The 22,807-nt window shown below is 70.9% G+C and carries 24 protein-coding genes; 8 read left to right on the plus strand and 16 right to left on the minus strand.

Going from position 1 to position 22,807, the window contains the following annotated elements:
- Window positions 1-497: 497 nt before the first annotated feature.
- Window positions 498-1,139: a DNA-3-methyladenine glycosylase gene (locus tag ACIOD1_RS21200; protein WP_365623850.1), complete on the minus strand. Its 642-nt coding sequence runs from the start codon at window positions 1,137-1,139 to the stop codon at window positions 498-500.
- A gap of 117 nt (window positions 1,140-1,256) precedes the next feature.
- On the opposite strand from ACIOD1_RS21200, the gene ACIOD1_RS21205 reads away from it, so the two are divergent.
- From ACIOD1_RS21205 to ACIOD1_RS21215, 3 genes are all read left to right on the plus strand, one after another.
- Window positions 1,257-2,039, plus strand: coding sequence for a sporulation protein (locus ACIOD1_RS21205; RefSeq protein ID WP_365623852.1), 783 nt, complete (start codon window positions 1,257-1,259; stop codon window positions 2,037-2,039).
- A gap of 58 nt (window positions 2,040-2,097) precedes the next feature.
- Window positions 2,098-2,631: a YbhB/YbcL family Raf kinase inhibitor-like protein gene (locus tag ACIOD1_RS21210; protein ID WP_365623854.1), complete on the plus strand. Its 534-nt coding sequence runs from the start codon at window positions 2,098-2,100 to the stop codon at window positions 2,629-2,631.
- 148 nt (window positions 2,632-2,779) lie between these two features.
- On the plus strand, window positions 2,780-3,283 hold the full coding sequence (locus tag ACIOD1_RS21215; RefSeq protein WP_365623856.1) for an HNH endonuclease: 504 nt from the start codon (window positions 2,780-2,782) through the stop codon (window positions 3,281-3,283).
- A 39-nt stretch (window positions 3,284-3,322) separates the two neighbouring features.
- Here the strand turns inward: ACIOD1_RS21215 and ACIOD1_RS21220 are convergent, their stop codons facing one another.
- The 4 genes from ACIOD1_RS21220 to ACIOD1_RS21235 all read right to left on the minus strand — a co-directional run bounded on the left by ACIOD1_RS21220 (window position 3,323) and on the right by ACIOD1_RS21235 (window position 6,762).
- Window positions 3,323-4,099, minus strand: a complete 777-nt coding sequence (locus tag ACIOD1_RS21220) for a sulfite exporter TauE/SafE family protein (protein WP_365623858.1) — start codon at window positions 4,097-4,099, stop codon at window positions 3,323-3,325.
- 299 nt (window positions 4,100-4,398) lie between these two features.
- A complete protein-coding gene (locus ACIOD1_RS21225) occupies window positions 4,399-5,376 on the minus strand; it encodes an SPFH domain-containing protein (RefSeq protein WP_401903903.1) in 978 nt (325 codons plus the stop codon).
- Window positions 5,377-5,461: 85 nt separating this feature from the next.
- On the minus strand, window positions 5,462-5,884 hold the full coding sequence (locus tag ACIOD1_RS21230; protein WP_365623862.1) for an NfeD family protein: 423 nt from the start codon (window positions 5,882-5,884) through the stop codon (window positions 5,462-5,464).
- A gap of 77 nt (window positions 5,885-5,961) precedes the next feature.
- On the minus strand, window positions 5,962-6,762 hold the full coding sequence (locus ACIOD1_RS21235; protein ID WP_365623864.1) for an ABC transporter ATP-binding protein: 801 nt from the start codon (window positions 6,760-6,762) through the stop codon (window positions 5,962-5,964).
- 133 nt (window positions 6,763-6,895) lie between these two features.
- On the opposite strand from ACIOD1_RS21235, the gene ACIOD1_RS21240 reads away from it, so the two are divergent.
- Window positions 6,896-7,678 carry a hypothetical protein gene (locus ACIOD1_RS21240; RefSeq protein ID WP_365623866.1) on the plus strand — a complete coding sequence of 261 codons (783 nt, stop codon included), beginning with the start codon at window positions 6,896-6,898 and terminating at the stop codon, window positions 7,676-7,678.
- Window positions 7,679-8,078: 400 nt separating this feature from the next.
- Here the strand turns inward: ACIOD1_RS21240 and ACIOD1_RS21245 are convergent, their stop codons facing one another.
- The 3 genes from ACIOD1_RS21245 to ACIOD1_RS21255 form a co-directional block, all read right to left on the minus strand.
- Window positions 8,079-8,324, minus strand: coding sequence for a chaplin (locus ACIOD1_RS21245; protein ID WP_365624115.1), 246 nt, complete (start codon window positions 8,322-8,324; stop codon window positions 8,079-8,081).
- Between the two features lie 140 nt (window positions 8,325-8,464).
- A complete protein-coding gene (locus ACIOD1_RS21250; RefSeq protein ID WP_401903906.1) occupies window positions 8,465-9,115 on the minus strand; it encodes a response regulator in 651 nt (216 codons plus the stop codon).
- The gene (locus ACIOD1_RS21255; protein ID WP_401903908.1) at window positions 9,108-10,325 is read right to left on the minus strand and encodes a GAF domain-containing sensor histidine kinase; all 1,218 of its coding nucleotides are present in this window, start codon (window positions 10,323-10,325) and stop codon (window positions 9,108-9,110) included. The genes ACIOD1_RS21250 and ACIOD1_RS21255 overlap by 8 nt, the downstream gene beginning before the upstream one ends.
- 497 nt (window positions 10,326-10,822) lie before the next feature.
- Here ACIOD1_RS21255 and ACIOD1_RS21260 point away from each other — a divergent pair, with 497 nt between their 5' ends.
- Window positions 10,823-11,485: a transglycosylase SLT domain-containing protein gene (locus ACIOD1_RS21260; RefSeq protein WP_365623872.1), complete on the plus strand. Its 663-nt coding sequence runs from the start codon at window positions 10,823-10,825 to the stop codon at window positions 11,483-11,485.
- A 101-nt stretch (window positions 11,486-11,586) separates the two neighbouring features.
- Here the strand turns inward: ACIOD1_RS21260 and ACIOD1_RS21265 are convergent, their stop codons facing one another.
- On the minus strand, window positions 11,587-14,103 hold the full coding sequence (locus ACIOD1_RS21265; RefSeq protein ID WP_401903910.1) for an FHA domain-containing protein: 2,517 nt from the start codon (window positions 14,101-14,103) through the stop codon (window positions 11,587-11,589).
- A gap of 309 nt (window positions 14,104-14,412) precedes the next feature.
- On the opposite strand from ACIOD1_RS21265, the gene serB reads away from it, so the two are divergent.
- Entirely contained in the window at window positions 14,413-15,612 is a 1,200-nt protein-coding gene (gene serB / locus ACIOD1_RS21270) for a phosphoserine phosphatase SerB (RefSeq protein ID WP_365623876.1), read from the plus strand.
- A gap of 69 nt (window positions 15,613-15,681) precedes the next feature.
- On the opposite strand, the gene ACIOD1_RS21275 is transcribed toward serB, so the two are convergent.
- The 4 genes from ACIOD1_RS21275 to ACIOD1_RS21290 all read right to left on the minus strand — a co-directional run bounded on the left by ACIOD1_RS21275 (window position 15,682) and on the right by ACIOD1_RS21290 (window position 18,141).
- Window positions 15,682-16,203 carry a histidine phosphatase family protein gene (locus ACIOD1_RS21275; RefSeq protein ID WP_365623878.1) on the minus strand — a complete coding sequence of 174 codons (522 nt, stop codon included), beginning with the start codon at window positions 16,201-16,203 and terminating at the stop codon, window positions 15,682-15,684.
- Between the two features lie 89 nt (window positions 16,204-16,292).
- Window positions 16,293-16,571: a hypothetical protein gene (locus ACIOD1_RS21280; protein WP_365623880.1), complete on the minus strand. Its 279-nt coding sequence runs from the start codon at window positions 16,569-16,571 to the stop codon at window positions 16,293-16,295.
- A gap of 158 nt (window positions 16,572-16,729) precedes the next feature.
- On the minus strand, window positions 16,730-16,849 hold the full coding sequence (locus ACIOD1_RS21285; RefSeq protein ID WP_365623882.1) for an SGM_5486 family transporter-associated protein: 120 nt from the start codon (window positions 16,847-16,849) through the stop codon (window positions 16,730-16,732).
- Between the two features lie 5 nt (window positions 16,850-16,854).
- Complete coding sequence (locus ACIOD1_RS21290) at window positions 16,855-18,141, minus strand: MFS transporter (RefSeq protein WP_365623884.1); 1,287 nt, start codon at window positions 18,139-18,141, stop codon at window positions 16,855-16,857.
- Between the two features lie 102 nt (window positions 18,142-18,243).
- Here ACIOD1_RS21290 and ACIOD1_RS21295 point away from each other — a divergent pair, with 102 nt between their 5' ends.
- Complete coding sequence (locus tag ACIOD1_RS21295) at window positions 18,244-18,924, plus strand: FadR/GntR family transcriptional regulator (protein ID WP_365623886.1); 681 nt, start codon at window positions 18,244-18,246, stop codon at window positions 18,922-18,924.
- A gap of 37 nt (window positions 18,925-18,961) precedes the next feature.
- On the opposite strand, the gene ACIOD1_RS21300 is transcribed toward ACIOD1_RS21295, so the two are convergent.
- The 3 genes from ACIOD1_RS21300 to fabG form a co-directional block, all read right to left on the minus strand.
- Window positions 18,962-19,402 carry a hypothetical protein gene (locus tag ACIOD1_RS21300; RefSeq protein WP_365623888.1) on the minus strand — a complete coding sequence of 147 codons (441 nt, stop codon included), beginning with the start codon at window positions 19,400-19,402 and terminating at the stop codon, window positions 18,962-18,964.
- 209 nt (window positions 19,403-19,611) lie between these two features.
- Window positions 19,612-20,382 carry an enoyl-ACP reductase FabI gene (fabI, locus tag ACIOD1_RS21305; protein ID WP_365623890.1) on the minus strand — a complete coding sequence of 257 codons (771 nt, stop codon included), beginning with the start codon at window positions 20,380-20,382 and terminating at the stop codon, window positions 19,612-19,614.
- Between the two features lie 4 nt (window positions 20,383-20,386).
- Window positions 20,387-21,106, minus strand: coding sequence for a 3-oxoacyl-[acyl-carrier-protein] reductase (gene fabG, locus ACIOD1_RS21310; RefSeq protein WP_401903914.1), 720 nt, complete (start codon window positions 21,104-21,106; stop codon window positions 20,387-20,389).
- 144 nt (window positions 21,107-21,250) lie between these two features.
- Between fabG and ACIOD1_RS21315 the strand changes: the two genes are divergently transcribed.
- On the plus strand, window positions 21,251-22,807 hold a 1,557-nt coding region (locus ACIOD1_RS21315; RefSeq protein ID WP_401903917.1), incomplete at its 3' end, for a TldD/PmbA family protein.

Consider the following 22,807-nt stretch of genomic DNA (forward strand, 5'->3'; position numbering starts at 1 on the left):
ATCCACCGAAATGGACGGGGTATCAACTTTTGGCGTTGATTTTTGGCACGCTGTTGAGTTCTCAAGGAACGGACGCTTCCTTTGTACTCACCCTCAGTAACACTTACTGGGGCTTTCCTCCGGGCTTTTCCTTCTGTTCTTGCGTTTCCGACTCTATCAGACTCTTTCGGGCCCGATTTCCTCGGCGCTTTCCAGGTTCTTCGCTTTCGCGTTTTCCCTTTCCGGCGATTCCAACTCTACCAGATCGTTTCCGTGCCGTTTACCGGACTTGGAATTGAATTCGGTGACCGTTGGGGGTCTTTGGCCTTTCGGCGCTCCGCTACGTTAGCGCTTTCCCCTCTTGGCTCATAATCGAGCTGCGGCAGGGAATTCGGACATGCCGAATAAGCCCCCGCCAGGGGTAAGTCGTAGTAGTGGTTTGGTCGCTCTGGGGGTCTGCGGAAGGCAGTGCCCCGTTCAAGCGGCTCGGACTACGTTAGGCGTCCGGAAGGGTGGAGTCAAGTCGCGCGGCGGCGCGGTGCGTGGGCGCGGTAGGGGCTGACCGTCGGGTCGTTCTTGATCCAGTAGCGGTACGGGTGGACCGCGCCGGCGCCGCCCACTCCCGTGCGGGGGCCGTTGTCCACCAGGTCGGGTGAGGTGGGGGATCCCGCGAGGACGGACAGCGGGGAATCGGGGCCGGCGCAGAGGTCCGTGCCGTCGAGGGTGCGGTCCACGTCCAACGCTGTGGCGAGGCGGGCCGGACCCTGGGCCAGTTCGTGGGGTTTCTTTGCGGAAAGACGCCGTTTGGCCGCCAGGTCGGCGCCCAGCGTCACCTCGCCCGCCCGCAGCAGGACCCCGCTCGCGTGGTCCGGGGGGCCGCAGACCAGGTTGAGGCTGAACCACATGCCGTAGATGAAGTAGACGTACGCGTGTCCGGGCGGACCGAACATCGACGCGTTGCGTGCCGTGCGGCCGCGGTAGGCGTGGGAGCCCGGATCGACCTGGCCCTCGTACGCCTCCACCTCCGTGATGCGCAGTTCCAGGGGGCCCTCCGGGGTGCGGCGGACCAGGGTGCGGCCCAGGAGGTCCGGGGCCACCGTGAGGACCGGGCGGTCGAAGAAGGACCTGGGCAGGGGCGTACGGTCGGGGCGCGAGATCATCCGGTCGAGCGTAGTGGACCGCGCACGCCTGCAACCGGGGCCTAGGGTTCCGCGTTGGTAAGGGGTGGACGCCTACTTGGCGCCAGGTCCTTAGATCCGTATCAGGGGAGATTGAGCATGGGGTTCAGGAAGCTGTTGGCGAGCCTGGGTGCCGGTGGCGCGTCGGTGGACACGGTCATCACCGAGCAGAACGTGGTCCCGGGCGGGATCGTCCAGGGCGAGGTCCGCATTCAGGGCGGGGCCGTGGAGCAGCAGATCGAGGGGCTGTCCGTCGGACTGCAGGCCCGGGTGGAGGTGGAGGGCGGCGAGAACGAGTACAAGCAGGACGTCGTCTTCACCAAGCAGCGCCTCGGCGGGGCCTTCCAGGTACAGGCGGGCGTCCTACACGTGGTGCCGTTCGGGCTGGAGATCCCGGCGGAGACGCCGATCACCCACTTCGGTGGTCAGCACCTGCGCGGGATGAACATCGGGGTCAGCACCGAGCTGGAGATCGCGCGCGCGGTGGACGCGGGTGACCTGGACCCGATCAACGTGCACCCGGTGCCGGCGCAGCAGGCGATCCTCGATGCCTTCCAGCAGCTCGGCTTCTCCTTCCGCAGCGCGGACATGGAGAAGGGGCACATCCGGGGCACCCGGCAGACGCTGCCGTTCTACCAGGAGATCGAGTTCCTGCCGCCGGCGCAGTACCGGGGGCTGAACCAGGTCGAGCTGACCTTCGTCTCCGACGGGCGCGAGATGGACGTCGTCCTGGAGATGGACAAGAAGCCGGGGCTGTTCAGCGAGGGCAGCGACACCTACCGCTGCTTCCAGGTCGGTCTGCAGTCCTACCAGGGGACCGACTGGGCGGCGTACCTGAACCAGTGGATCGCGAGCGTCGGTTCGCAGCGCAACTGGTTCTAGGCTCGGGATCACGTCCGTACACACGCGTACGCGGATCCGCACACCCGGAGGTTCAGCAGTGTCAGACCAGAGCAGGGCTCCCCTTCCCCACGCCTTCCACCCGGAGGTCCACTCCTTCACGGTGACCAGCGAGGACGTCTCCGAGGGGGCCGATCTGCATGCGGCGCAGGTCCTGACGGGCAAGAACGTCTCGCCGCAGCTGCGGTGGGAGGGCTTCCCGGAGGGGACGAAGAGCTTCGCCGTGACCTGCTTCGACCCGGACGCGCCGACGGGCAGCGGGTTCTGGCACTGGGTGCTCTTCGACCTGCCGGTGTCGGTCACGGAGCTCCCGGCCGGGGCGGGCAGCGGGGACTTCGAGGGACTGCCGGAGGGGGCCGTGCACGTACGGAACGACTACGGCACGAAGGACTTCGGCGGAGCGGCTCCGCCGCGCGGCGAGCGGCACCGCTACGTGTTCACCGTGTACGCGGTGGATCGGGAGGAGCTCGGGCCGGACGAGGACTCCTCGCCGGCGGTCGTCGGGTTCCACCTCCGCTTCCACGCGCTCGGTCGGGCCCAGCTGATCGGTGAGTACGAGTCGCCCGCGGGCTGATCTTCTCGGAGCGTTTGCCCGGTCCTGGTCTAAAGACGGCCAGGACCGGGCATTTTTATTGCGTTGTCCCGCGTGGCGCGCGCGACCAGAGTGGTTGCGGGCCCTGCAGCCGGTGTGGTCGCGGGCCTGCACACGGGAGGTGGGCGAGATGCGGGACACGCTGGTGCTGAACGCGAGCTTCGAGCCGCTGTCGACGGTAACCCTGAACCGGGCCGTCGTCCTGGTTCTCCAGGACAAGGCCGTGGTCGAACAGTCGCACCCCGAACTGCGTGTCCGCGCGGCCACCATGGACCTTCCGATGCCGCGGGTGATCAGGCTCTGCCGGTACGTCCGGGTGCCCTTCCGAAGACATGCTCCCTGGTCACGGAGGGGGGTGTTGGTCCGGGACCAACACCGGTGCGCGTACTGCGGGAAGCGCGCGACGACCGTGGACCACGTGCTGCCGCGGGCCCAGGGTGGTGGGGACACCTGGTTGAACACGGTGGCCTCCTGCGCCGAGGACAACCACCGCAAGGCGGCGCGGACTCCGGAGGAGGCGGGGATGCCGCTCCTCCGGAAGCCGTTCGTACCGTCCCCGGCGGACGCGATGCTGTTCGCGCTCGGGGCGGGTGGGCGTGATGTGCTGCCCGAGTGGCTGGGGCGTTCTGCCTGAGGAGCCGGTCCGCTGGGTGACGTAGGGCTTCTACGTCGCTCAGCGGAGCAGTAGCTGGACGATCGCGAGGCATCCGACCGTCACGATGACGGCGCGCAGGACGGTGGGCGACAGCCTGCGGCCGACCTTCGCGCCGATCTGGCCGCCGATGGTCGAGCCGACGGCGATCAGGAGCACGGCCGTCCAGTCGAACTGGGCGACGAAGAGGAAGAAGACCGCGGCGATCCCGTTGACGAGGGCGGCGACGACGTTCTTGACGGCGTTGATGCGCTGCATGTCGTCGCGGAGCAGCAGGCCCATCAGTCCGAGGTAGAGCACGCCTTGGGCGGCTCCGAAGTAGCCCCCGTAGGCGCTGGAGAGCAGCATGCCGGTCAACAGGGCCGGGCCGCCGTCCTCGTGTCCGGTGGCGCCTCCGGCGGCTTCCTGGCGGCGGCGCAGGGCGGCGGCCAGGCGGGGCTGGAGGACGACGAGCACGAGGGCCAGGCCGATGAGGACGGGCACGATCGTGTCGAAGGAGTCCGACGGCAGGGTGACGAGCAGGATCGCGCCCGCGAGGCCACCGACGAGGGAGACGGCGCCGAGCCTCAGGACGCGGGAGCGCTGGCCCCTCAGCTCCTTTCGGTAGCCGATGGCCCCGCTGATCGAACCGGGCACCAGGCCGAGGGTGTTGGACACGTTGGCGGTGACCGGGGGCAGGCCGGTCGCCAGCAGCACCGGGAAGGTGATCAGGGTGCCGGAGCCGACGATGGTGTTGATGGTGCCGGCGCCGATGCCGGCCGCGAATACCGCGAGTGATTCCCAGATGGTCAAGGCCATCCCCCTTGCAGGAGTGAGTCGCCTCCCCGCCATGAAGGTCGAGGGGTCTCACTGATCATGCACGAGGGAGGGCGGGCCTAGGCCGTCTCTTTCGGATCTTGGCGGGTGAGCCCGGGTCGTCCGGTGCCTGGGGTCTCCCCAGGCCCGCAGGGCCGAGGGGACAGCTCGCAAGGCGGAGGCCTCCCGCGTACTGGTTGTACGCGGGAGGCCCGACAACGCAGGGGGCACCTCCCAGCGGTAGCTGGGGGAGAGGTGCCGTGCCGGACGATCCGGGCCCGGCAAGATCCGAAAGAGACGGCCTAGTCGATGGGGGGCTGTTCGCGGCGGTCGGTGCGGGCCTTGTCGGCCGCGGCGTCGCCGTCCTTGCCCGCGTTGCCCGGGTTGAAGCCCGAAGCCGCTCCCATGGGGCCGAAGTTGCCCATGGCGCCCGAGAGGCCCTTGAGGGCGTCTCCGATCTCGCTCGGCACGATCCAGAGCTTGTTGGCGTCGCCCTCGGCGAGCTTCGGGAGCATCTGGAGGTACTGGTAGGCGAGGAGCTTCTGGTCGGCGTCGCCGGCGTGGATGGACTCGAAGACCGTACGGATGGCCTGGGCCTCGCCCTCGGCGCGCAGGGCGGCGGCCTTGGCGTCACCCTCGGCGCGCAGGATGGAGGACTGCTTCTCGCCCTCGGCGCGCAGGATCTCCGACTGGCGGACACCCTCGGCCTGGAGGATCGCGGCGCGCTTGTCGCGGTCGGCGCGCATCTGCTTCTCCATCGAGTCCTGGATGGAGGTCGGCGGCTCGATGGCCTTGAGCTCGACGCGGTTGACGCGGATGCCCCACTTGCCGGTGGCCTCGTCGAGGACTCCGCGCAGGGCCGCGTTGATCTCCTCGCGGGAGGTCAGGGTCCGCTCCAGGTCCATGCCGCCGATGATGTTGCGCAGGGTGGTGACGGTGAGCTGCTCGATGGCCTGGATGTAGCTGGCGACTTCGTACGTCGCGGCGCGGGCGTCGGTCACCTGGTAGTAGATGACGGTGTCGATGTTGACGACCAGGTTGTCCTGGGTGATGACCGGCTGCGGAGGGAAGGGGACGACCTGTTCGCGCAGGTCGATCCTGTTGCGGATCGAGTCGATGAACGGGACGACGATGTTGAGGCCCGCGTTCAGCGTGCGGGTGTAGCGGCCGAAACGCTCGACGATGGCTGCGCTGGCCTGCGGGATCACCTGGATCGTCTTGACCAGGGCGATGAAGACCAGAACCACCAGGATGATCAGGACGATGATGATCGGTTGCATGCGGTTCCCCGTGCCCTTCCAACTGTCTGTGCTGCCCCGTTGATCGGAGTCTCGCAGACCCCGGGGCCGCGGGTGGGCTGCTTGCTCACATGACGACCGCGGTCGCCCCGTCGATGTCCACGACGTCGACGGACTGGCCCGCTTCGAAACTGCTGTCCGCGTCGAGGGTGCGGGCGGACCACACCTCACCGGCGAGCTTGATCCGGCCGCCGCTGCCGTCGACGCGTTCGAGCACGACGGCGCTACGGCCCTTCAACGCGTCGATGCCACTGCGGTGTTGGGGTCGTTGGTGGCGGTTGGCGATCGGCCGGACCACGGCGATCAGCGCGACCGACACGATCACGAAGACGAGGACCTGCGCCACCACTCCCCCGCCGAGGGCCGCCGTGACGGCGGCGGCGACCGCGCCCACGGCGAACATGCCGAACTCCGGCATGGCGGTCAGGACCAGGGGGATGCCCAGTCCGACCGCGCCGATGAGCCACCACACCCACGCGTCGATGTCCACGTGGTCATGGTAGGTCGGGCGGGCGCGGTCGGGACAGGGTGCGATCGGTGCCGGCGCCGCTCGGCCGCGTGCGCGGGTCAGCGCAGGGGCAGGCCGTGGGCCGTCCAGCGGTCGTGCTCGTTGCGCTCGACGAGGAGGGGGAGACCGAAACAGAGGGAGAGGTTGCGCGAGGTCAGTTCCAATTCGACGGGACCGGCGGTGACGACCTTGCCCTGGCGGATCATCAGGACGTGCGTGAACCCGGGGGCGATCTCCTCGACGTGGTGCGTGACCATGATCATGGAGGGTGCGAGGGGGTCGCGCGCGAGGCGGCCGAGGCGACGTACGAGGTCCTCGCGACCGCCGAGGTCGAGTCCGGCGGCGGGCTCGTCGAGGAGCAGCAGCTCGGGGTCGGTCATCAGGGCGCGGGCGATCAGGGTGCGCTTGCGCTCGCCCTCGGAGAGCGTCCCGAACTTGCGGTCGAGGTAGTCGCTCATGCCGAGGCGGTCGAGGAACGCGCGGGCGCGCTGCTCGTCGATGTCCTCGTACTCCTCCTGCCAGGTCGCGGTCATGCCGTAGGCGGCGGTGAGCACGGTCTGCAGGACGGTCTGCCGCTTCGGGAGCTTGTCGGCCAAGGCGATTCCGGCGACGCCGATGCGCGGGCGCAGCTCGAAGACGTCGGTGCCGGGCCTGCCGAGGGTGCTGCCGAGGATGGTGGCGCTGCCCTTGGTGGGGAAGAGGTAGCTGGAGGCGAGGTTCAGCAGCGTGGTCTTGCCGGCGCCGTTGGGGCCGAGGATCACCCAGCGCTCCCCCTCCTTCACCGACCAGGAGACCTGGTCCACCAGAGCCCGGCCCTCGCGGACCACGGATACGTCCACCAGCTCCAGAACATCGCTCATGAGCGTGTTGTCACCCCTTGCAGTCACGGTTCTCTGTGCGCCGGCAGGCGCAGCCCCAGGGGAAAACCTACGCCACTCGGGGAGGGGTCCGGGGCCGGGGCCGGGTGCGGGGGCGGATCCGTAAAGTAGGGGGATGCTTTTCGAACCGCGTTCAGGGCGGCTGGCCGCCTGGGGGAACGCTCTGTTGGCCGGTCTCGTCTCGCCCGACGAGGCCGTTTTGTCGATCGTGGCCGAGGATTCCGTGCACCGGGTGGCGGGGCTGCCGGGCGAGGCGGGGCCGGTGGGCCTCACGCTGGCGCTCGGGCGGCTGCGGGCGCTGGGGGTGAGCGGGCTCCGGGTCGCGCTGCCGGCGCCGGGGCACCCGTTGGGGTTGAGCGGGCCGGCGGAGTTCAACGCGCGCGCCCTCGACGCCGAGGAGGCCGTGGTGTGCGCGGGCGCGGCGCTGGGTCTGGTGCCGGAGGTGACGGAGGCCGGCCCGGCGGGTGACGTCCACATCTCGGTGGTGTGGCACTGCCTGCCGGTACGGGAGGCCCCGCCGGCGGACGTGCCGTCGCTCGGCGAGGCGGAGCGGGAGCTGGCGGAGGCGCTGCGCGAGGCCGCGGTGGTGTTGACCCGGCTGGACGTGGCGGCGTCGGGGCCGGTGGCGGACGCGGCGCTGTCGGCGTACCGGGCGCGGGCGGAGGCGGGCCGTGACGTACTGGCGCCGGGGTATCCGGCGCGGGCGGTGCGGGTGCTGGCGCTGGCGCAGCGGGTGGACCTGATGGTGTCGCTGGCGTACCGCAACGGGCACGGGGCGGCGGTGGCGGCCTCCGAGATGGCGGCGCGGGCCGAGGCCTTGAGGCCGGTCGAGCGGGTGGCCCGGCGGGCGCTGGTCGCGGCGTACAACTCGGCGGTGGAGGAACGCGGGCGGGGCTAGGGCCCCGGGGGGCCGGTTCCGGGTCCCGAACCGGGGGCCGACGGGGTGCCGGGGCGGTTCCGTCCGGGCGGGGTGGGTGCCGGGGCCGGGGGCGGTGCCGTGGTCCCGGGTCCGGCCGGGGGCGGCGGGGCGGTGCCGCGGGGTGCCGCTGCGCGGGGGTGTCCCCTACCCGCCCTTCCTCCGTTCCCCGGGCTGCGCCCGGACCGCTGCGGGGGCGCCGCCCCCGTACCCCCGCGCCTCAAACGCCGGCGGGGCTGGAGGGGGGAGGCCGGCCCCGGTGGCGTCGGGCGGAGTGTGGGCCGCCAGGGTTGCGGCGCGCTAGGCGGGCGTCACGAGGGGGGCGTGCCGGAGCCCCGCTTCCCGGGGAGAGAGGGGGAAGCGGGGCTCGTGGGGCGACGGGTCAGTGGTTGACGCCGAAGTTGCCGAAGGCGGGGTTGAGCAGACCGATGACGTTCACGGTGTTGCCCACCACGTTGACGGGGACGTGGACGGGGACCTGGAGCAGGTTCCCGGAGGCCACGCCGGGCGAGTTCAGGGCCTCGCCCTCCGCCGACGCACCGCCGTGCGCCGAGGAGACACCCGCGCCGGCGACCATGAGGCCACCCGCGATCATGGTGACGGCTGCGGCCTTCTTGAAGTTCTTCACGTTCTCGTCCTCCAGTACGTCTGCGGCGACCAGCCGTCGCTGCATGTCATGGAGAACGGCTTCCCCGCCCTCGGGGATACGCCATGTGGGCGACATACACCCGACCGTATGAATCTCCGTTGATGGGATCGTCGGGCCGGTCAGTTCGTCATTCCGTGTCTGACCGCCCACAACGCGGCCTGCGTGCGGTCGGAGAGGTCCAGTTTCATCAGGATGTTCGACACGTGCGTCTTGACGGTCTTCTCGGACAGGACGAGGGCCCTGGCGATCTCCCGGTTCGAGCGGCCGTCCGCGATCAGGCCGAGGACCTCGCGTTCGCGGTCGGTGAGCGCGCCCGGCCGGGACGCCGACGCCGAGCGGTCGTCCTGGGCCGCGAGGAGGGCCTCGGCCACCTCCGGCTGGAGCAGGACGTGGCCGGCGTGGACGGAGCGGATGGCTCCGGCGAGGGCGTCGGGGGCGATGTCCTTGAAGACGTACCCGGCGGCGCCGGCCCGCAGGGCGGGGACGACGGTCCGCTGCTCGGTGAAGCTGGTGACGACGAGGACGCGGGCCGGGTTGGTCAGCTCCCGCAGTCGCCGCAGGGCCTCGATGCCGTCGGTGCCCGGCATCTTGACGTCCATGAGGATCACGTCGGGCCGCAGCTCCTCGGCGCGCGCGACCCCCTCGTCCCCGTCGGCGGCCTCGCCGACGACCTCGATGTCCTCCTGTACCTCCAGGAAGGTGCGCAGACCGCGCCGGACCACCTGGTGGTCGTCGACCAGCAGGACACGGATGCGCGGGGCGTCAGCCACCGGGGACCTCCATCTCGATCGTGGTGCCCGCACCGGGCTCCGAGTGGACCTCCAGGCGGCCCCCGGCGCCGCTCGCGCGGTCCCGCATGGACACCAGGCCGAGATGTCGGCCCGCCTCGCGGACCGTGGAGGGGGAGAAGCCGCTGCCCCAGTCCCGTACGCGCAGGACCGCGCCGCAGGCGGGCGTCCTGGACAGGGTGACCTCGACGCGGTCGGCCCCGGAGTGGCGCAGGGCGTTGTGGAGGGCCTCCTGAGCCACCCGCAGGACGGCTTCCTCCTGGGCCGCGGGCAGCGCCCGTACGCCCTCGCAGGCGAAGGTGACCCGGGCCGCGTGGGCGCGGTCCAGGACCCGGACGTGGTTGCGCAGGGTGTGGACGAGGCCGTCCTCGTCGAGGGCCGCGGGCCGCAGCTCCGTCACGGCGGCCCGCAGCTCGTCGGCGGCCTCGGCGGCGAGCACGGCGACCTGCTGGAGTTCCCCCTTGGCCCGGTCCGGGTCGCGGTCGACGAGGGCGGCCGCGGCCTGGGCGGTCAGGCGCAGGGAGAACAGCTTCTGGCTGACGGCGTCGTGCAGCTCGTGGGCGAGGCGGGAGCGCTCCTCGGCGATGGTCAGCTCGCGGCTGCGCTCGTAGAGGCGGGCGTTGGTGAGGGCTATGGCGGCGTGCTGGGCGAGGAGGGAGAGGAGTTCCTCGTCCTCGTCGGTGAAGCCGGTGCCCGGACCGGTGTCCGGGCCCCCGTCCGGACCGGTGTCCGAATCCGCCCCGGTGTCCGGTCCCTCGCCCTGCCCGCCGGGGCGGGTGCCGCGCTTGTTCGCGAGGAAGAGGGCGCCGAGGATCTCCTCGCCGTCGCGGATGGGCAGCCCGAGGAAGTCCCCCATGTCGGGGTGGGCGGCCGGCCAGCCGCCGAAGCGCGGGTCCCGGCGTACGTCGGAGAGCCGCTCGGGGGCGTCCTGGTGGAGCATCGCGGCGAGGATCCCGTGCTGGCGGGGCAGTGGGCCGATGGCGCGCCACTGCTCCTCGCTGATGCCGTCCACGACGAACTGGGCGAAGCCGCCGTGGTCGTCCGGGACGCCCAGGGCCGCGTACCGCGCGTCCAGCAGCTCGCGGGCCGAGGCCACGATCGTGCGGAGCACGTCGTGGACCTCCAGTCGGCGGCTCATGGCGAGCAGGGCACTGCTGACGGCCGCCAGTCCCGTACGGGGTCCGTTGTCCATGGCCTCACCGTACCGGCGGCCCTGACCTGCGGGATCGGGCCTCGGACGTAGGGCCTGCGGCCTCGGGCGTACGGCCGTGGGAGGGGGGCCGGGAGCGTCGGGTCCGCCTGGGGGATGAGGCCGGTGGGGGTCGTGTCCTCCTCAGCATGGAGATCCGTCACCGTTTGCGTTGCGGTCGCAACTCAGGGTGAGACCGTTACGAGGCCGATGTGAGCCCGGGCATAGGACGCACATCACTTACGAAGCTGCCTAGTGGACATGTAAAGACGCTGTCAGTGCGGGCGCACCTAGCGTCCGGGGTCCGCATCGGCGCTCCCCGGCAGGCCCTGATCCACTATGCGGCTTCGTACGTCACATCTTTGCCAGGGGTTTTTGCCAGCGCTAAGAATGTCGACGTCGCCCAGCGCCGCGGATCTCGGATCCAAGCGGCGCTGTCCCACGGCCACCGCCCCCAGATTCCCCATGGGGGTGCCCCTGTCGAAGAGGTTGCCCCCGCCATGTCTGCTTCCAGCACTCCCGGTCACAGTCGTCTGACGAAGGCACACAAGCTGTCCATCGGAGGTGTCGCCACGCTCGGCGCCGCCGCCCTCGCCTTCTCCCTCGTCCCGGCCGGCTCCCCCGCCGTCGAGACCGAGACGGTCGTGGCCGCCGCCCCCGTGGCCTGGACCCAGTCGGTCCAGCAGCACCTCACCGCCCAGACGGCCGTCGCCGACAAGCTGGCCAAGGACGCCGCGGCCACCAAGGCCGCCGCCGCCAAGGCGAAGGCCGCGGCCGACGCGAAGAAGGACCGCGACCAGAAGACGGCGGCGAGCCGTTCCGCGGCGCGCGCCCCGATCTTCGCGAACAACCTCGACGGTTGGATCAAGGAAGCCCTCTTCATCATGAAGAAGGAGGGCATCCCGGGCACGTACGCCGGCATCCACAAGAACGTGATGCGCGAGTCGAGCGGCAACCCCCGCGCGATCAACAACTGGGACATCAACGCCCAGAACGGCATCCCGTCGAAGGGCCTGCTCCAGGTCATTCCGCCGACCTTCGCCACGTACCACGTCAAGGGCACGAAGTTCGACCTGTACGACCCCGTCGCGAACATCGTCGCCGCGTGCAACTACGCCGCCGACCGCTACGGCTCGATGGACAACGTGAACAGCGCCTACTAGGCACCGCTCACCCCGCAGAACCCCCATGCGCCTCAGGGCGGCCCCCGGAGTACCGGGTGCCGCCCTGAGGCGTTGGTCGTGCGTCCACGGCCCCTACGGGGTCACTTGCGCATGACCTCGGGCTCGTGGCGACGCAGCAGGCGGGCCACGGCGACGCCGCAGAGGACGCCGATCAGCAGCAGGACCGAGACGTCCAGGAACCACTGGCCGACGGTGGGGTCCCACAGGGGGTCCGTGTTGGTCGGGTTCTCCTGGTCCCACGGCGCCATGAGCTTGCCGAGGTTCAGGGTGGTGCCGGCGGCCGCCACGGACCAGCGCGACGGCATCAGGTAGGCGAACTGCTCCAGGCCGATCTTGTCGTACAGCTGGAACAGGATGCCGGTGAAGACGACCTGGATGATCGCGAACATGACGAGCAGCGGCATGGTCTTCTCGGCGGTCTTCACCAACGAGGAGATCACGAGGCCGAACATCATCGCGGTGAAGCCGAGGGCGGTCACCGAGACGCAGAGCTCGACGGCCGGGTTCATGAACAGACCCTCGGCCGGCAGCTTGCGCGGGGTGAAGCCGATGGCGCAGATGATCACGCCCTGGATGGCGGTGATCACGCCGAGGACGATCACCTTCGACATGAGGTAGGCGGACCGGGACAGGCCGGTCGCGCGCTCACGTTCGTAGATGACGCGTTCCTTGATCAGCTCACGGACCGAGTTCGCCGCGCCGGAGAAGCACATGCCGACCGCGAGGATCAGCATGATGGTTCCCGCGTCGCCGTTGAAGCGGCTCGGCGGGGTCGGCGGAGCCAGGCCGAACTTCGCCGGGATGACCGTGGAGACGATGCCCAGGACGGCGGGCAGCAGCACCATCAGGGCGAGGAAGCCCTTGTCGGAGGCGATGACGGAGACGTAGCGGCGGATCAGCGTCCACAGCTGCGAGCCCCAGCCCTGCGGCTTCGGCGGGTTCATCTGCTGCGGCGACGGCATCGCGACCGGCTGCGGGGCGACCGCGTCGATGTCGGCCGCGTACAGCTGGTAGTGCTGCGAGCCCTTCCAGCGGCCCGCCCAGTCGTAGTCGCGGTAGTTCTCGAAGGCGGAGAACACGTCGGCCCACGTGGTGTAGCCGAAGAAGTTCAGCGCCTCGTCCGGCGGCCCGAAGTAGGCGACGGATCCGCCCGGGGCCATGACCAGCAGCTTGTCGCAGATGGCCAGCTCGGCGACGGAGTGGGTGACGACGAGGACGGTGCGGCCGTCGTCGGCGAGGCCGCGCAGCAGCTGCATGACGTCGCGGTCCATGCCCGGGTCGAGGCCGGAGGTGGGCTCGTCCAGGAAGATCAGCGAGGGCTTGGTGAGCAGCTCCAGCGCCACGGACACGCGCTTGCGCTGACCGCCCGAGAGCGCGGTGATCTTCTTGTCCTTGTGGATGTCGAGCTTGAGCTCGCGCAGCACCTCGTCGACGCGGGCGGCGCGCTCGGCCTCGGCGGTGTCGCCGGGGAAGCGGAGCTTGGCCGCGTACTTGAGGGCCGTGCGGACCCGCAGCTCCTTGTGCAGGATGTCGTCCTGCGGGACCAGGCCGATGCGCTGGCGGAGCTCCGCGAACTGCTTGTACAGGTTGCGGTTGTCGTAGAGCACGTCGCCCTGGTCGGCGGGCCGGTAGCCGGTGAGCGCCTTGAGGAGCGTGGACTTGCCGGAGCCGGAGGGGCCGATGACGCCGATGAGCGACTTCTCCGGGACGCCGAAGGTGACGTCCTTGAGGATCTGCTTGCCGCCTTCGACCGTGACCGTGAGGTGGCGGGCGGAGAAGGAGACGTCACCGGTGTCGACGAACTCTTCCAGGCGGTCGCCGACGATCCGGAAGGTGGAGTGGCCGACGCCGACGATGTCGTTCGGCCCGAGCAGCGCCGTGCCGGACTTGGCGACCGGCAGACCGTTGACGTAGGTGCCGTTGTGGCTGCCGAGGTCGTGGATCTCGAAGCGTCCGCCGGGCATCGAGCGGAACTCGGCGTGGTGGCGGGAGACCTGGAGGTCGGAGACCACCAGCTCGTTCTCCAGCGCGCGACCGATGCGCATGACGTGGCCCAGCGAGAGCTGGTGGAACGTCGTGGGGCTGCGGTCCCCGCCGTACTGGGGAGCGGGCTGCTGGGCCCCGCCGCCCTGCTGCTGCGGCGGCACGTACGGCTGCTGCTGCTGCTGGTGGAGCGGCTGCGCGTGCTGTTGCGGCTGTGCGTGCTGCTGAGGCTGTGCGTGCTGCTGAGGCTGCTGGGCCTGCTGCTCCCAGCCTTGGTGCTGTCCCTGCGCGGCCGGGGCCTGGTAGGCCGGCTGCTGCGCGGCGGGGGCGCTGAGGTCCATGCGCGGGCCGTCGGTGGCGTTGCCCAGGTGGACCGGCGTGCCGGGCACGAGCTCCGTCTGCTGGACCCGAGCGCCGCGCACATAGGTGCCGTTGGTGCTGCCGTGGTCCTCCAGGGTCCAACTCCGGCCGTTCCAACTGATCGTGGCGTGACGCCACGACACCCTGGCGTCGTCGATCACCATGTCTCCCTGGGGATCGCGCCCCAGCGAGTACGACCTGGACGATTCGAGCGTCCAGGTCCTTCCATTCAATTCCAGTACGAGTTCCGGCACTCCAGCCCCACTTAGGTCCCCCGAGAATCCCCCTGACGTCAGGGAGTCTAGGGATGGCGAACATCCGGGGGAACTATTTCAGGCCTGCGGCCACATGTGGAATCCGGGCCTGGCGGGGGCCTCCACGACGGTCCGCCGGTGGGGGCGAAAGCCCCCCGGAGAGTGCGATACGGGACTTCTCGACCGACCGTCCCGCCGATTACCGATCGGTAATCGGCGGGGTCCGGCCGGCGGGGCGCACGGAACGCGCGTTCAGGTATTGGGACAGGGGTCCGAGTCGGCGGGCGGGGAAGATACGGTGAGGGCACCATGAGCGCTTCGCAGACCTCCGACGTCCCCACCCTCCTCGTCAAGATCTTCGGCAAGGACCGTCCCGGGATCACCGCCGGGCTGTTCGACACCCTCGCCGCCTACTCCGTCGACGTCGTCGACATCGAGCAGGTCGTCACCCGGGGCCGCATCGTCCTGTGCGCCCTCGTCACCAAGCCCGCCGGCGGCGCCGAGGGCGAGCTGCGGGCCACCGTCCACAGCTGGGCCGAGTCGCTCAAGCTCCAGGCGGAGATCCTCTCCGGCACCGGTGACAACCGGCCGCGCGGCAGCGGTCGTTCCCACGTCACCGTGCTCGGGCACCCGCTCACCGCGGAGTCCACCGCCACCATCGCCGCCCGCATCACCGGGACCGGCGGCAACATCGACCGCATCTTCCGCCTCGCGAAGTACCCGGTGACGGCGGTCGAGTTCGCCGTCTCCGGCGCCGAGACCGAACCGCTGCGCACCGCTCTGGCCACCACGGCCGCCGAGATCGGCGTGGACGTGGCCGTGGTCTCGGCCGGTCTGCACCGGCGGGCACAGCGCCTCGTCGTGATGGACGTGGACTCGACCCTGATCCAGGACGAGGTCATCGAGCTGTTCGCCGCGCACGCCGGCTGCGAGGCCGAGGTCGCCGAGGTGACCGGGCGGGCCATGCGCGGGGAGCTGGACTTCGAGCAGTCCCTGCACGCGCGGGTCGCCCTGCTGGCGGGGCTGGACGCCTCGGTGGTGGACAAGGTGCGCTCCGAGGTGCGGCTGACCCCCGGTGCCCGGACCTTGATCCGGACCCTGAAGACGCTCGGCTACCAGGTGGGCGTGGTCTCGGGCGGGTTCACCCAGGTGACCGACGACCTGCGGGAGCGGCTGGGGCTGGACTTCGCCTCGGCCAACACCCTGGAGATCATCGACGGAAAGCTGACCGGCAAGGTCATCGGGGAGATCGTCGACCGGGCGGGCAAGGCCCGGCTGCTGCGCCGCTTCGCCGCCGAGGCGGGAGTGCCGCTGGCGCAGACGGTGGCGATCGGCGACGGGGCCAACGACCTGGACATGCTGAACGCGGCCGGTCTGGGCGTGGCCTTCAACGCCAAGCCGGTGGTGCGCGAGGCCGCGCACACGGCGCTGAACGTGCCCTTCCTGGACGCGGTGCTCTATCTGCTCGGCATCACGCGCGAGGAAGTCGAGGCGGCCGACCTGGCCTGACCCCTGCCCCACGAGCGAGTGCCCGGCCGGTCCTCCCGGCCGGGCCTTTCGCTGTCCGGGGGCGGTGGCTCAGTGTTCCTTCGGGGTCCAGAAGTCGAGGAGGGTGGCGACGCCGTGTTCGAGGGACTTCCACGAGCCGGTGAAGGAGACGACGGCCAGCGCGGCGGTGGGGAAGCCCGTACGGGTCATCCGCGCCTCGGTGTCGCCCTCGGATCGCCCGGCGAGGGCGTCGGCGAGGGAGTGCATGCCGGGGTTGTGGCCGATGACCAGGAGGTCGTCGACGTCCTCGGGGGTCTCGTTGAGCAGGGCGATGAGCTCGCCCAGCGAGGCGTCGTAGAGCCGCTCTTCGTAGTGGGTCCGCGGCCGGTGCGGCAGTTCCTGGACGGCGAGCTTCCACGTCTCCCGGGTGCGGGCGGCGGTGGAGCAGAGGGCCAGGTCGAAGGCGATGCCGGTTTCGGCCAGCTTCAGCCCGACGGCCGGTGCGTCCTTTCGGCCGCGTTCCGCCAGCGGGCGGTCGTGGTCGGACACCTGGGGCCAGTCGGCCTTGGCGTGCCGGAGGAGGGCGATCCTGCGGGGTGTGTCGGCGCTCATGATTCCCAGCTTCGCATGAAACGAGCCATGCGGCGCAGGGTGTTGAGGGGCCCCCACCCGTGGGTGGGGCGTGCTCCGGCGCGCGGGGGTCAGCCCACGGCGCGCAGCAGCTGCTGGGTGACGTGAACGAGGCCCGAGGACTGGCCGGAGGGCCGGTCGGCGGTGGCCGCGTCCGCCGTGCCGGAGCCGGCGAGGAGCAGCAGGAGCAGGCCGAAGGCGAGGGCGGGCAGCGCCAGGGTCCACCAGTGCAGGCGGGCGTTCGTACCGTCGGCGCCGGCGGTGCGGCGGCGGGATCCGTGCGCGGCGGCGGTGAAGCCGGCCGCGGTGGGGGCGGCGGTGCGGGACGGGGTGTGCGTGGTGGCCGACATGGCCGCCTCCGGGGGGTGTGCGGGTGGGACGTGCTCGCACGGACGAATCTATGGATCCGCGGCGCCGCTTCCCATCCGGGGCACACCCCAGGGGACCCTGAACCTGCCCCCCTAGGGGTTGGTGGGGTTAACCCCACCAACGGGCCCGGGGGCGGGGCTCAGGGGGAGGCGATCGTCGCGATGACGGCGATGATCACGGTGACGGCGAGCATCGCGCCGAGCACGAGGCCGAGCTTCCTGCGGCCGTTCTGCGGGTTGGGCTCAAGTACGGGCGACATGTCGGTCAGTCTCGCATGCCGCATTCGTCCTCGATCGTGCGGTCCCGGCCGGCGAGGACGCCGAGCAGGATCTGCGGGACCAGCAGTGCGGCCATCAGGGCGAGCGGGAGGTCCCAGCCGCCGCTGTGCTGGTACAGGGTGCCGATCAGCAGGGGGCCCGGGATGGAGATGAGGTAGCCGGTGCTCTGGGCGAAGGCGGAGAGCTTGACGACGCCGGCCGGGGACTTGGCGCGCAGCCCGATCATGGTGATGACCAGCGGGAAGGCGCAGTTGGAGACGCCGAGCAGGAGGGCCCAGGCCCAGGCTCCGGCGGAGGGGGCGAGGTAGAGCCCGAGGTAGCCGGCGAGGCCGAAGAGGCCGAGGGTGACGGCGATGGGGCCCTGGTGGCGCATCCGGCCGGCGAGGCGCGGGATCACGAAGGCCAGGGGGACGCCCATGACCATGGTGACGGCCAGCAGGAGGCCGGCGGTGGAGGCGGAGACCCCCGCGTCGCGGAAGATCTGCGGGAGCCAGCCCATGGTCACGTAGGCACCGGTGGCCTGGATGCCGAAGTAGCCGGCCAGGGCCCAGGCGGTGCGGCTGCGGATGACGGACGGGCCCGTGTCCTCGCGTACGGCGGCGGGTGCGGCGGCCTTCTCGCGTCGGGCGGCGAGGGCGATCGGCAGCCAGGGCAGGACGGCGGCCGCGGCCAGGACGGCCCAGATGAGCAGGCCGGTGCGCCAGCTCCCGCCGAGGGCGGAGGTCAGCGGGACGGTGGTGGCGGCCGCGAGGGAGGTGCCGGCGGCCAGGGCCATGGAGTAGAGGCCGGTCATGGTGCCGACGCGGTCCGGGAACCAGCGCTTGACGATGACCGGGAGCAGGACGTTGGTCAGGGCTATGCCGGCCAGGGAGAGGGCGCTGGCGGCGAGGAACCCGACGGCGCTGTCGGCGAAGGGCCGGATCAGCAGGCCCGCGGCGACGGCGACCATGCCGGCGCAGACGACGGCGGCCGGCCCGAAGCGGCGGGAGAGCCGGGGCGCGGTGACGCCGAAGACGGCGAAGCAGAGGGCGGGGACGGAGGTGATCAGTCCGGCGACGGTGCCGCTCATGTGGAGGCCGGTACGGGTCTCCTCGAAGAGGGCGCCCAGGCTGGTGATGGCGGGCCGCAGGTTGAGGGCGGCCAGCACGATTCCGACGATGAGGACCGGGCCGAGCCACTGGGGGGCGACGTGCGCGGGGGCGGGAAGGGGCTGGTCGGTGCCGGTGCGCACGGCCGCCGGGCGGTTCATGGTCTGGATTTCTTCGTCGGACATTCAACCATCATAGAATCATGGGATGATTGGTTGTCCAGTCGTCGTCCTCCTCCGCCGTTTCCCGTCGGAGTCCGAGTCCGAGTCCGAGAGGGTCCCGCCCCGATGCCGTTGACCTCGCCCCGCCGTTCCGCTCTCGTCGACCAGGTGATCGCCCAGCTGAGGAACCAGATCACCTCGGGCGAGTGGCCGGTGGGCGGTCGCATCCCCACCGAGCCCGAGCTGGTGGAGCTGCTCGGGGTCGCCCGCAACACCGTCCGCGAGGCGGTGCGCGCCCTGGCCCACAACGGGCTCCTGGACATCCGCCAGGGTTCGGGCACCTACGTGCTCGCCACCAGCGAGCTGGCCGGGGTGATGCACCGGCGCTTCTCCGGCGCCGACCCGCGGCACATCGCCGAGCTGCGATCGACGCTGGAGTCCTCGGCGGCCCGACTGGCGGCCGAGCGGCGCACCGAGCGGGACCTGGTGCAGTTGGACGCGTTGCTGACGCGGCGCGAGGAGGCCTGGGAGAGCGGGGACGCGGAGCTGTTCGTGGCGGCGGACGTCGGCCTGCACATGGCGGTGGTGACGGCCTCGCACAACGAGGTGCTGATCGAGCTGTACGCGGACCTCGGCGACCTGGTGGCGGACTGGCTGCGCATGGACGTGGGCACCGAGCTGCGCCCGGCGGACCACTTGGACCACACCCGGCTGATCGAGGCGATCCGGCGCGGGGACGGGGACGCGGCCGCCTCGGAGGCGGCCGGCTACCCCTTCGTCTGCCTGGCCAAGGGCGCGCACCGCTGACGGGGCGGGCGGGGGCCGCGCGAACGCGTGGGCGGGCTCAGGGCCGCTCGTGGCTCACCCAGGCCGTGCGGACCTCTTTCCAGCAGCGCCCGGTGAGTTCCGTACGCCCGGCCGGGCCCAGCGGCACCGCCGCGCCGTCGCCGTCCACGTCCCACCAGCGGTCGCACTCCACGTGGAGCCGGAGCATGTCGGTCTCGGGGTAGCCGTTGTGGCAGTACGCGAGCACCTGCGAGCCGCTGATCAGGGTCTCGCAGTCGGCGCCGTAGAGCTCCGCGGCGGCGGGCCGCGCGGGCTGTGCGGGGGGTTCCGCGGGGAGGTCGGCCGCGTTCACGGTCACCGGCCCCGTGTCGGCCGCCGCCTGGGAGCCCGAGGTCGACTCCTGACCGTGGGGCGGCGCGAGGACTCCCGGGATCAGGAACCCGGTCAAGACCATCGAGGTGACCAGCAGGGATACCGCTCGGCTCGGCCTCGCGCGCACGCCCGCACCTCCTCCGAACGAGCCGGGAAGATCCCGGCTCGGTCAGTTTGCAGGCATCTGTCCGGGTTTTCGACTTGGGAAGATCCGGTCAGCCGACGAACATCCGCTCGACCCGGGCGCCCGTACGCCGCCCCGGAAGCCGCAAACGGCGGTGGCCGCGCTCCCCCGAGGGGGGACGCGGCCACCGCCGTACGCGGGACGGTCCGGGGTCAGGCACCCATCGCGTGCAGGCCGCCGTCGACGTGGACGATCTCGCCCGTGGTCTTCGGGAACCAGTCCGACAGCAGGGCGACGACGCCCCGACCGGTGGGCTCCGGGTCCGTCATGTCCCAGTCCAGCATGGAGCGGGAGTTCCAGACGTCCGCCAGCTCCCCGAAGCCCGGGATGGACTTCGCGGCCATCGAGCCGAGAGGACCGGCCGAGACCAGGTTGCAGCGGATGTTCTCCTTGCCCAGGTCACGGGCGAGGTAGCGGCTGGTGGCCTCCAGCGCGGCCTTGGCCGGGCCCATCCAGTCGTACTGCGGCCAGGCGAACTGCGCGTCGAAGGTGAGGCCGACGATGGCCGCGCCCTCCGCCGGGAAGAGCGGCTTGCAGGCCATGGCGAGCGACTTCAGCGAGAACGCCGAGACGTGCATGGCGGTGGCGACCGACTCGAACGGCGTGTTCAGGAAGTTGCCGCCGAGGGCGTCCTGCGGGGCGAAGCCGATGGAGTGCACGGCTCCGTCGAGGCCGCCCAGCTCCTCGCGCACGAGGCCCTCCAGGCGGTCCAGGTGCTCCTGGTTGGTGACGTCGAGCTCGATCACCTTGACCGGCTTCGGCAGCTTCTTGGCGATGCGCTCGGTCAGCGTCGGGCGGGGCCACGCGGTCAGGATGACCTCGGCGCCCTGCTCCTGGGCCAGCTTGGCGGTGTGGAAGGCGATGGACGACTCCATCAGCACCCCGGTGATGAGGATGCGCTTGCCGTCGAGAATTCCGCTCATGTGATCAGTGACCCATGCCCAATCCGCCGTCAACGGGAATGACGGCTCCAGTGATGTACGCGGCGTCGTCGGACGCCAGGAAGCTCACGGCCGCCGCGATCTCCTCGGGCTGCGCGTAACGGGCCAGCGGCACCTGGGACACGATGGCCGCGCGCTGCTCGTCGGTGAGCACCTTCGTCATGTCGGTGTCCACGAAGCCGGGGGCGACCACGTTGAAGGTGATGTTGCGCGAGCCCAGTTCACGGGCCAGCGAGCGGGCGAAGCCCACCAACGCGGCCTTGGAGGCGGCGTAGTTGGCCTGTCCGGCCGATCCCAGCAGTCCGACGACCGAGGAGATCAGGACGACGCGGCCCTTCTTCGCGCGGAGCATGCCCCGGTTGGCGCGCTTGACCACGCGGAAGGTGCCGGTGAGGTTGGTGTCGACGACGGACGCGAAGTCCTCCTCGGACATGCGCATCAGCAGCGTGTCCTTGGTGATGCCGGCGTTGGCCACCAGCACCTCGACGTTGCCGTGCTTGTCCTCGATCTCCTTGTAGGCCTGCTCCACCTGCTCGGAGTCGGTGATGTCGCAGCGCACAGCCAGCACACCCAGCTCGGTGAGCGCCTCGGGCGGCTCTCCCGAACGGTAGGTGATCGCGACCTTGTCGCCCGCCTGCGCGAACGCGCGGGCGATGGCGAGGCCGATGCCCCGGTTACCTCCGGTGACGAGAACCGAGCGGCTCAACGGATCACCCTTTCGCTAGCTGTCTGGACAGCAAAAACCTATAGGCCGACATGGCGATACGGAGAATCGGCTCCGACAGGGCCTCGGGACGGGCTCTGTCGAGTCCCTACAGAAAGATGTAGGCACAAGAGCCCCGAGCGCGACATGATCGGGGCGACCGCCCCCGACTCCGGGAGGAATTCCGTGGCCCATTCCATCGACGCGGCCTTCACCGCGCTGCCCCTGCGGGCGCTCGCCGACGCGGCGCTCGCGCGGGCCCGCGCGCTGGGCGCCGACCATGCCGACTTCCGGCTGGAGCGGATCCGCAGCGCCTCGTGGCGCCTGCGGGACGCCAAGCCCTCCGGCGGCTCCGACACCACCGACCTCGGCTACGCGGTGCGCGTGGTGCACGGGGGCAGCTGGGGATTCGCCTCCGGTGTCGACCTGACCATGGACGCCGCCGCCCGGGTGGCCTCGCAGGCCGTCGCCATGGCGAAGCTGTCGGCCCGGGTGATCAAGGCCGCCGGCTCCGACGAGCGGGTCGAGCTGGCCCCGGAGCCGGTGCACGCCGACAAGACCTGGATCTCCGCCTACGACATCGACCCCTTCTCCGTGCCCGACACCGAGAAGGCGGCCCTGCTCGCGGACTGGAGCGCCCGGCTGCTGGCCGCCGAAGGGGTGGCGCACGTGGACGCCTCGCTGCTGGCCGTCCACGAGAACAAGTTCTACGCCGACACCTCGGGCACCTCCACCACCCAGCAGCGGGTGCGGATCCACCCGCAGCTCACCGCGGTCGCCGTGGACGCGACCACCGGCGAGTTCGACTCGATGCGCACCATCGCCCCGCCGGCCGGCCGCGGCTGGGAGTACCTCACGGGCACCGGCTGGGACTGGAGCGGCGAGCTGGAGCGGATCCCCGGCCTCCTCGCCGAGAAGATGCGGGCCCCGAGCGTGGAGGCCGGGCGCTACGACCTGGTGGTGGACCCGTCCAACCTGTGGCTCACCATCCACGAGTCCATCGGCCACGCCACCGAACTCGACCGGGCGCTGGGCTACGAGGCGGCGTACGCGGGGACCTCCTTCGCCACCTTCGATCTGCTCGGCAAGCTCACGTACGGGTCCTCGGTCATGAACGTGACCGGTGACCGCACCGCCGAGCACGGCCTGGCCACCATCGGCTACGACGACGAGGGCGTCGAGGCGCAGAGCTGGGACCTGGTCAAGGACGGCACCCTGGCCGGCTACCAGACGGACCGGCGGATCGCGAAGCTCACCGGTCTCGGCCGCTCCAACGGCTGCGCCTACGCCGACTCCCCCGGGCACGTGCCGGTGCAGCGGATGGCGAACGTCTCCCTGCGACCGGACCCGGGCGGGCTGTCCACCGAGGACCTGATCGGCGGGGTGGAGCGCGGGATCTACGTGGTCGGCGACCGCTCCTGGTCGATCGACATGCAGCGCTACAACTTCCAGTTCACCGGGCAGCGCTTCTTCCGCATCGAGAACGGCCGGCTGGCCGGGCAGCTGCGCGACGTGGCGTACCAGGCGACGACCACCGAGTTCTGGGGCTCGATGGAGAAGGTCGGCGGTCCGCAGACCTACGTGCTGGGCGGCGCCTTCAACTGCGGCAAGGCCCAGCCGGGGCAGGTCGCGGCGGTCTCGCACGGCTGCCCGTCCGCACTGTTCCGCGACGTGAACATCCTCAACACGACGCAGGAGGCCGGA

The sequence above is a fragment of the Streptomyces sp. NPDC088097 genome, from assembly GCF_044741845.1.
Taxonomy (GTDB): Bacteria; Actinomycetota; Actinomycetes; order Streptomycetales; family Streptomycetaceae; genus Streptomyces.

Excerpts from the sequence above, each read along its gene's own strand:
- ACIOD1_RS21255 (WP_401903908.1), bottom strand. The coding sequence starts at position 10,325 with ATGGACAACGGACCCCGTACGGGACTGGCGGCCGTCAGCAGTGCCCTG.
- fabI (WP_365623890.1), bottom strand. The coding sequence starts at position 20,382 with ATGAGCGGAATTCTCGACGGCAAGCGCATCCTCATCACCGGGGTGCTG.
- ACIOD1_RS21215 (WP_365623856.1), top strand. The coding sequence starts at position 2,780 with ATGCGGGACACGCTGGTGCTGAACGCGAGCTTCGAGCCGCTGTCGACG.
- serB (WP_365623876.1), top strand. The coding sequence starts at position 14,413 with ATGAGCGCTTCGCAGACCTCCGACGTCCCCACCCTCCTCGTCAAGATC.
- ACIOD1_RS21260 (WP_365623872.1), top strand. The coding sequence starts at position 10,823 with ATGTCTGCTTCCAGCACTCCCGGTCACAGTCGTCTGACGAAGGCACAC.
- ACIOD1_RS21235 (WP_365623864.1), bottom strand. The coding sequence starts at position 6,762 with ATGAGCGATGTTCTGGAGCTGGTGGACGTATCCGTGGTCCGCGAGGGC.
- ACIOD1_RS21280 (WP_365623880.1), bottom strand. The coding sequence starts at position 16,571 with ATGTCGGCCACCACGCACACCCCGTCCCGCACCGCCGCCCCCACCGCG.
- ACIOD1_RS21240 (WP_365623866.1), top strand. The coding sequence starts at position 6,896 with ATGCTTTTCGAACCGCGTTCAGGGCGGCTGGCCGCCTGGGGGAACGCT.
- ACIOD1_RS21275 (WP_365623878.1), bottom strand. The coding sequence starts at position 16,203 with ATGAGCGCCGACACACCCCGCAGGATCGCCCTCCTCCGGCACGCCAAG.
- ACIOD1_RS21200 (WP_365623850.1), bottom strand. The coding sequence starts at position 1,139 with ATGATCTCGCGCCCCGACCGTACGCCCCTGCCCAGGTCCTTCTTCGAC.
- ACIOD1_RS21290 (WP_365623884.1), bottom strand. The coding sequence starts at position 18,141 with ATGTCCGACGAAGAAATCCAGACCATGAACCGCCCGGCGGCCGTGCGC.
- ACIOD1_RS21220 (WP_365623858.1), bottom strand. The coding sequence starts at position 4,099 with ATGGCCTTGACCATCTGGGAATCACTCGCGGTATTCGCGGCCGGCATC.
- ACIOD1_RS21205 (WP_365623852.1), top strand. The coding sequence starts at position 1,257 with ATGGGGTTCAGGAAGCTGTTGGCGAGCCTGGGTGCCGGTGGCGCGTCG.
- ACIOD1_RS21225 (WP_401903903.1), bottom strand. The coding sequence starts at position 5,376 with ATGCAACCGATCATCATCGTCCTGATCATCCTGGTGGTTCTGGTCTTC.
- ACIOD1_RS21295 (WP_365623886.1), top strand. The coding sequence starts at position 18,244 with ATGCCGTTGACCTCGCCCCGCCGTTCCGCTCTCGTCGACCAGGTGATC.
- ACIOD1_RS21285 (WP_365623882.1), bottom strand. The coding sequence starts at position 16,849 with ATGTCGCCCGTACTTGAGCCCAACCCGCAGAACGGCCGCAGGAAGCTC.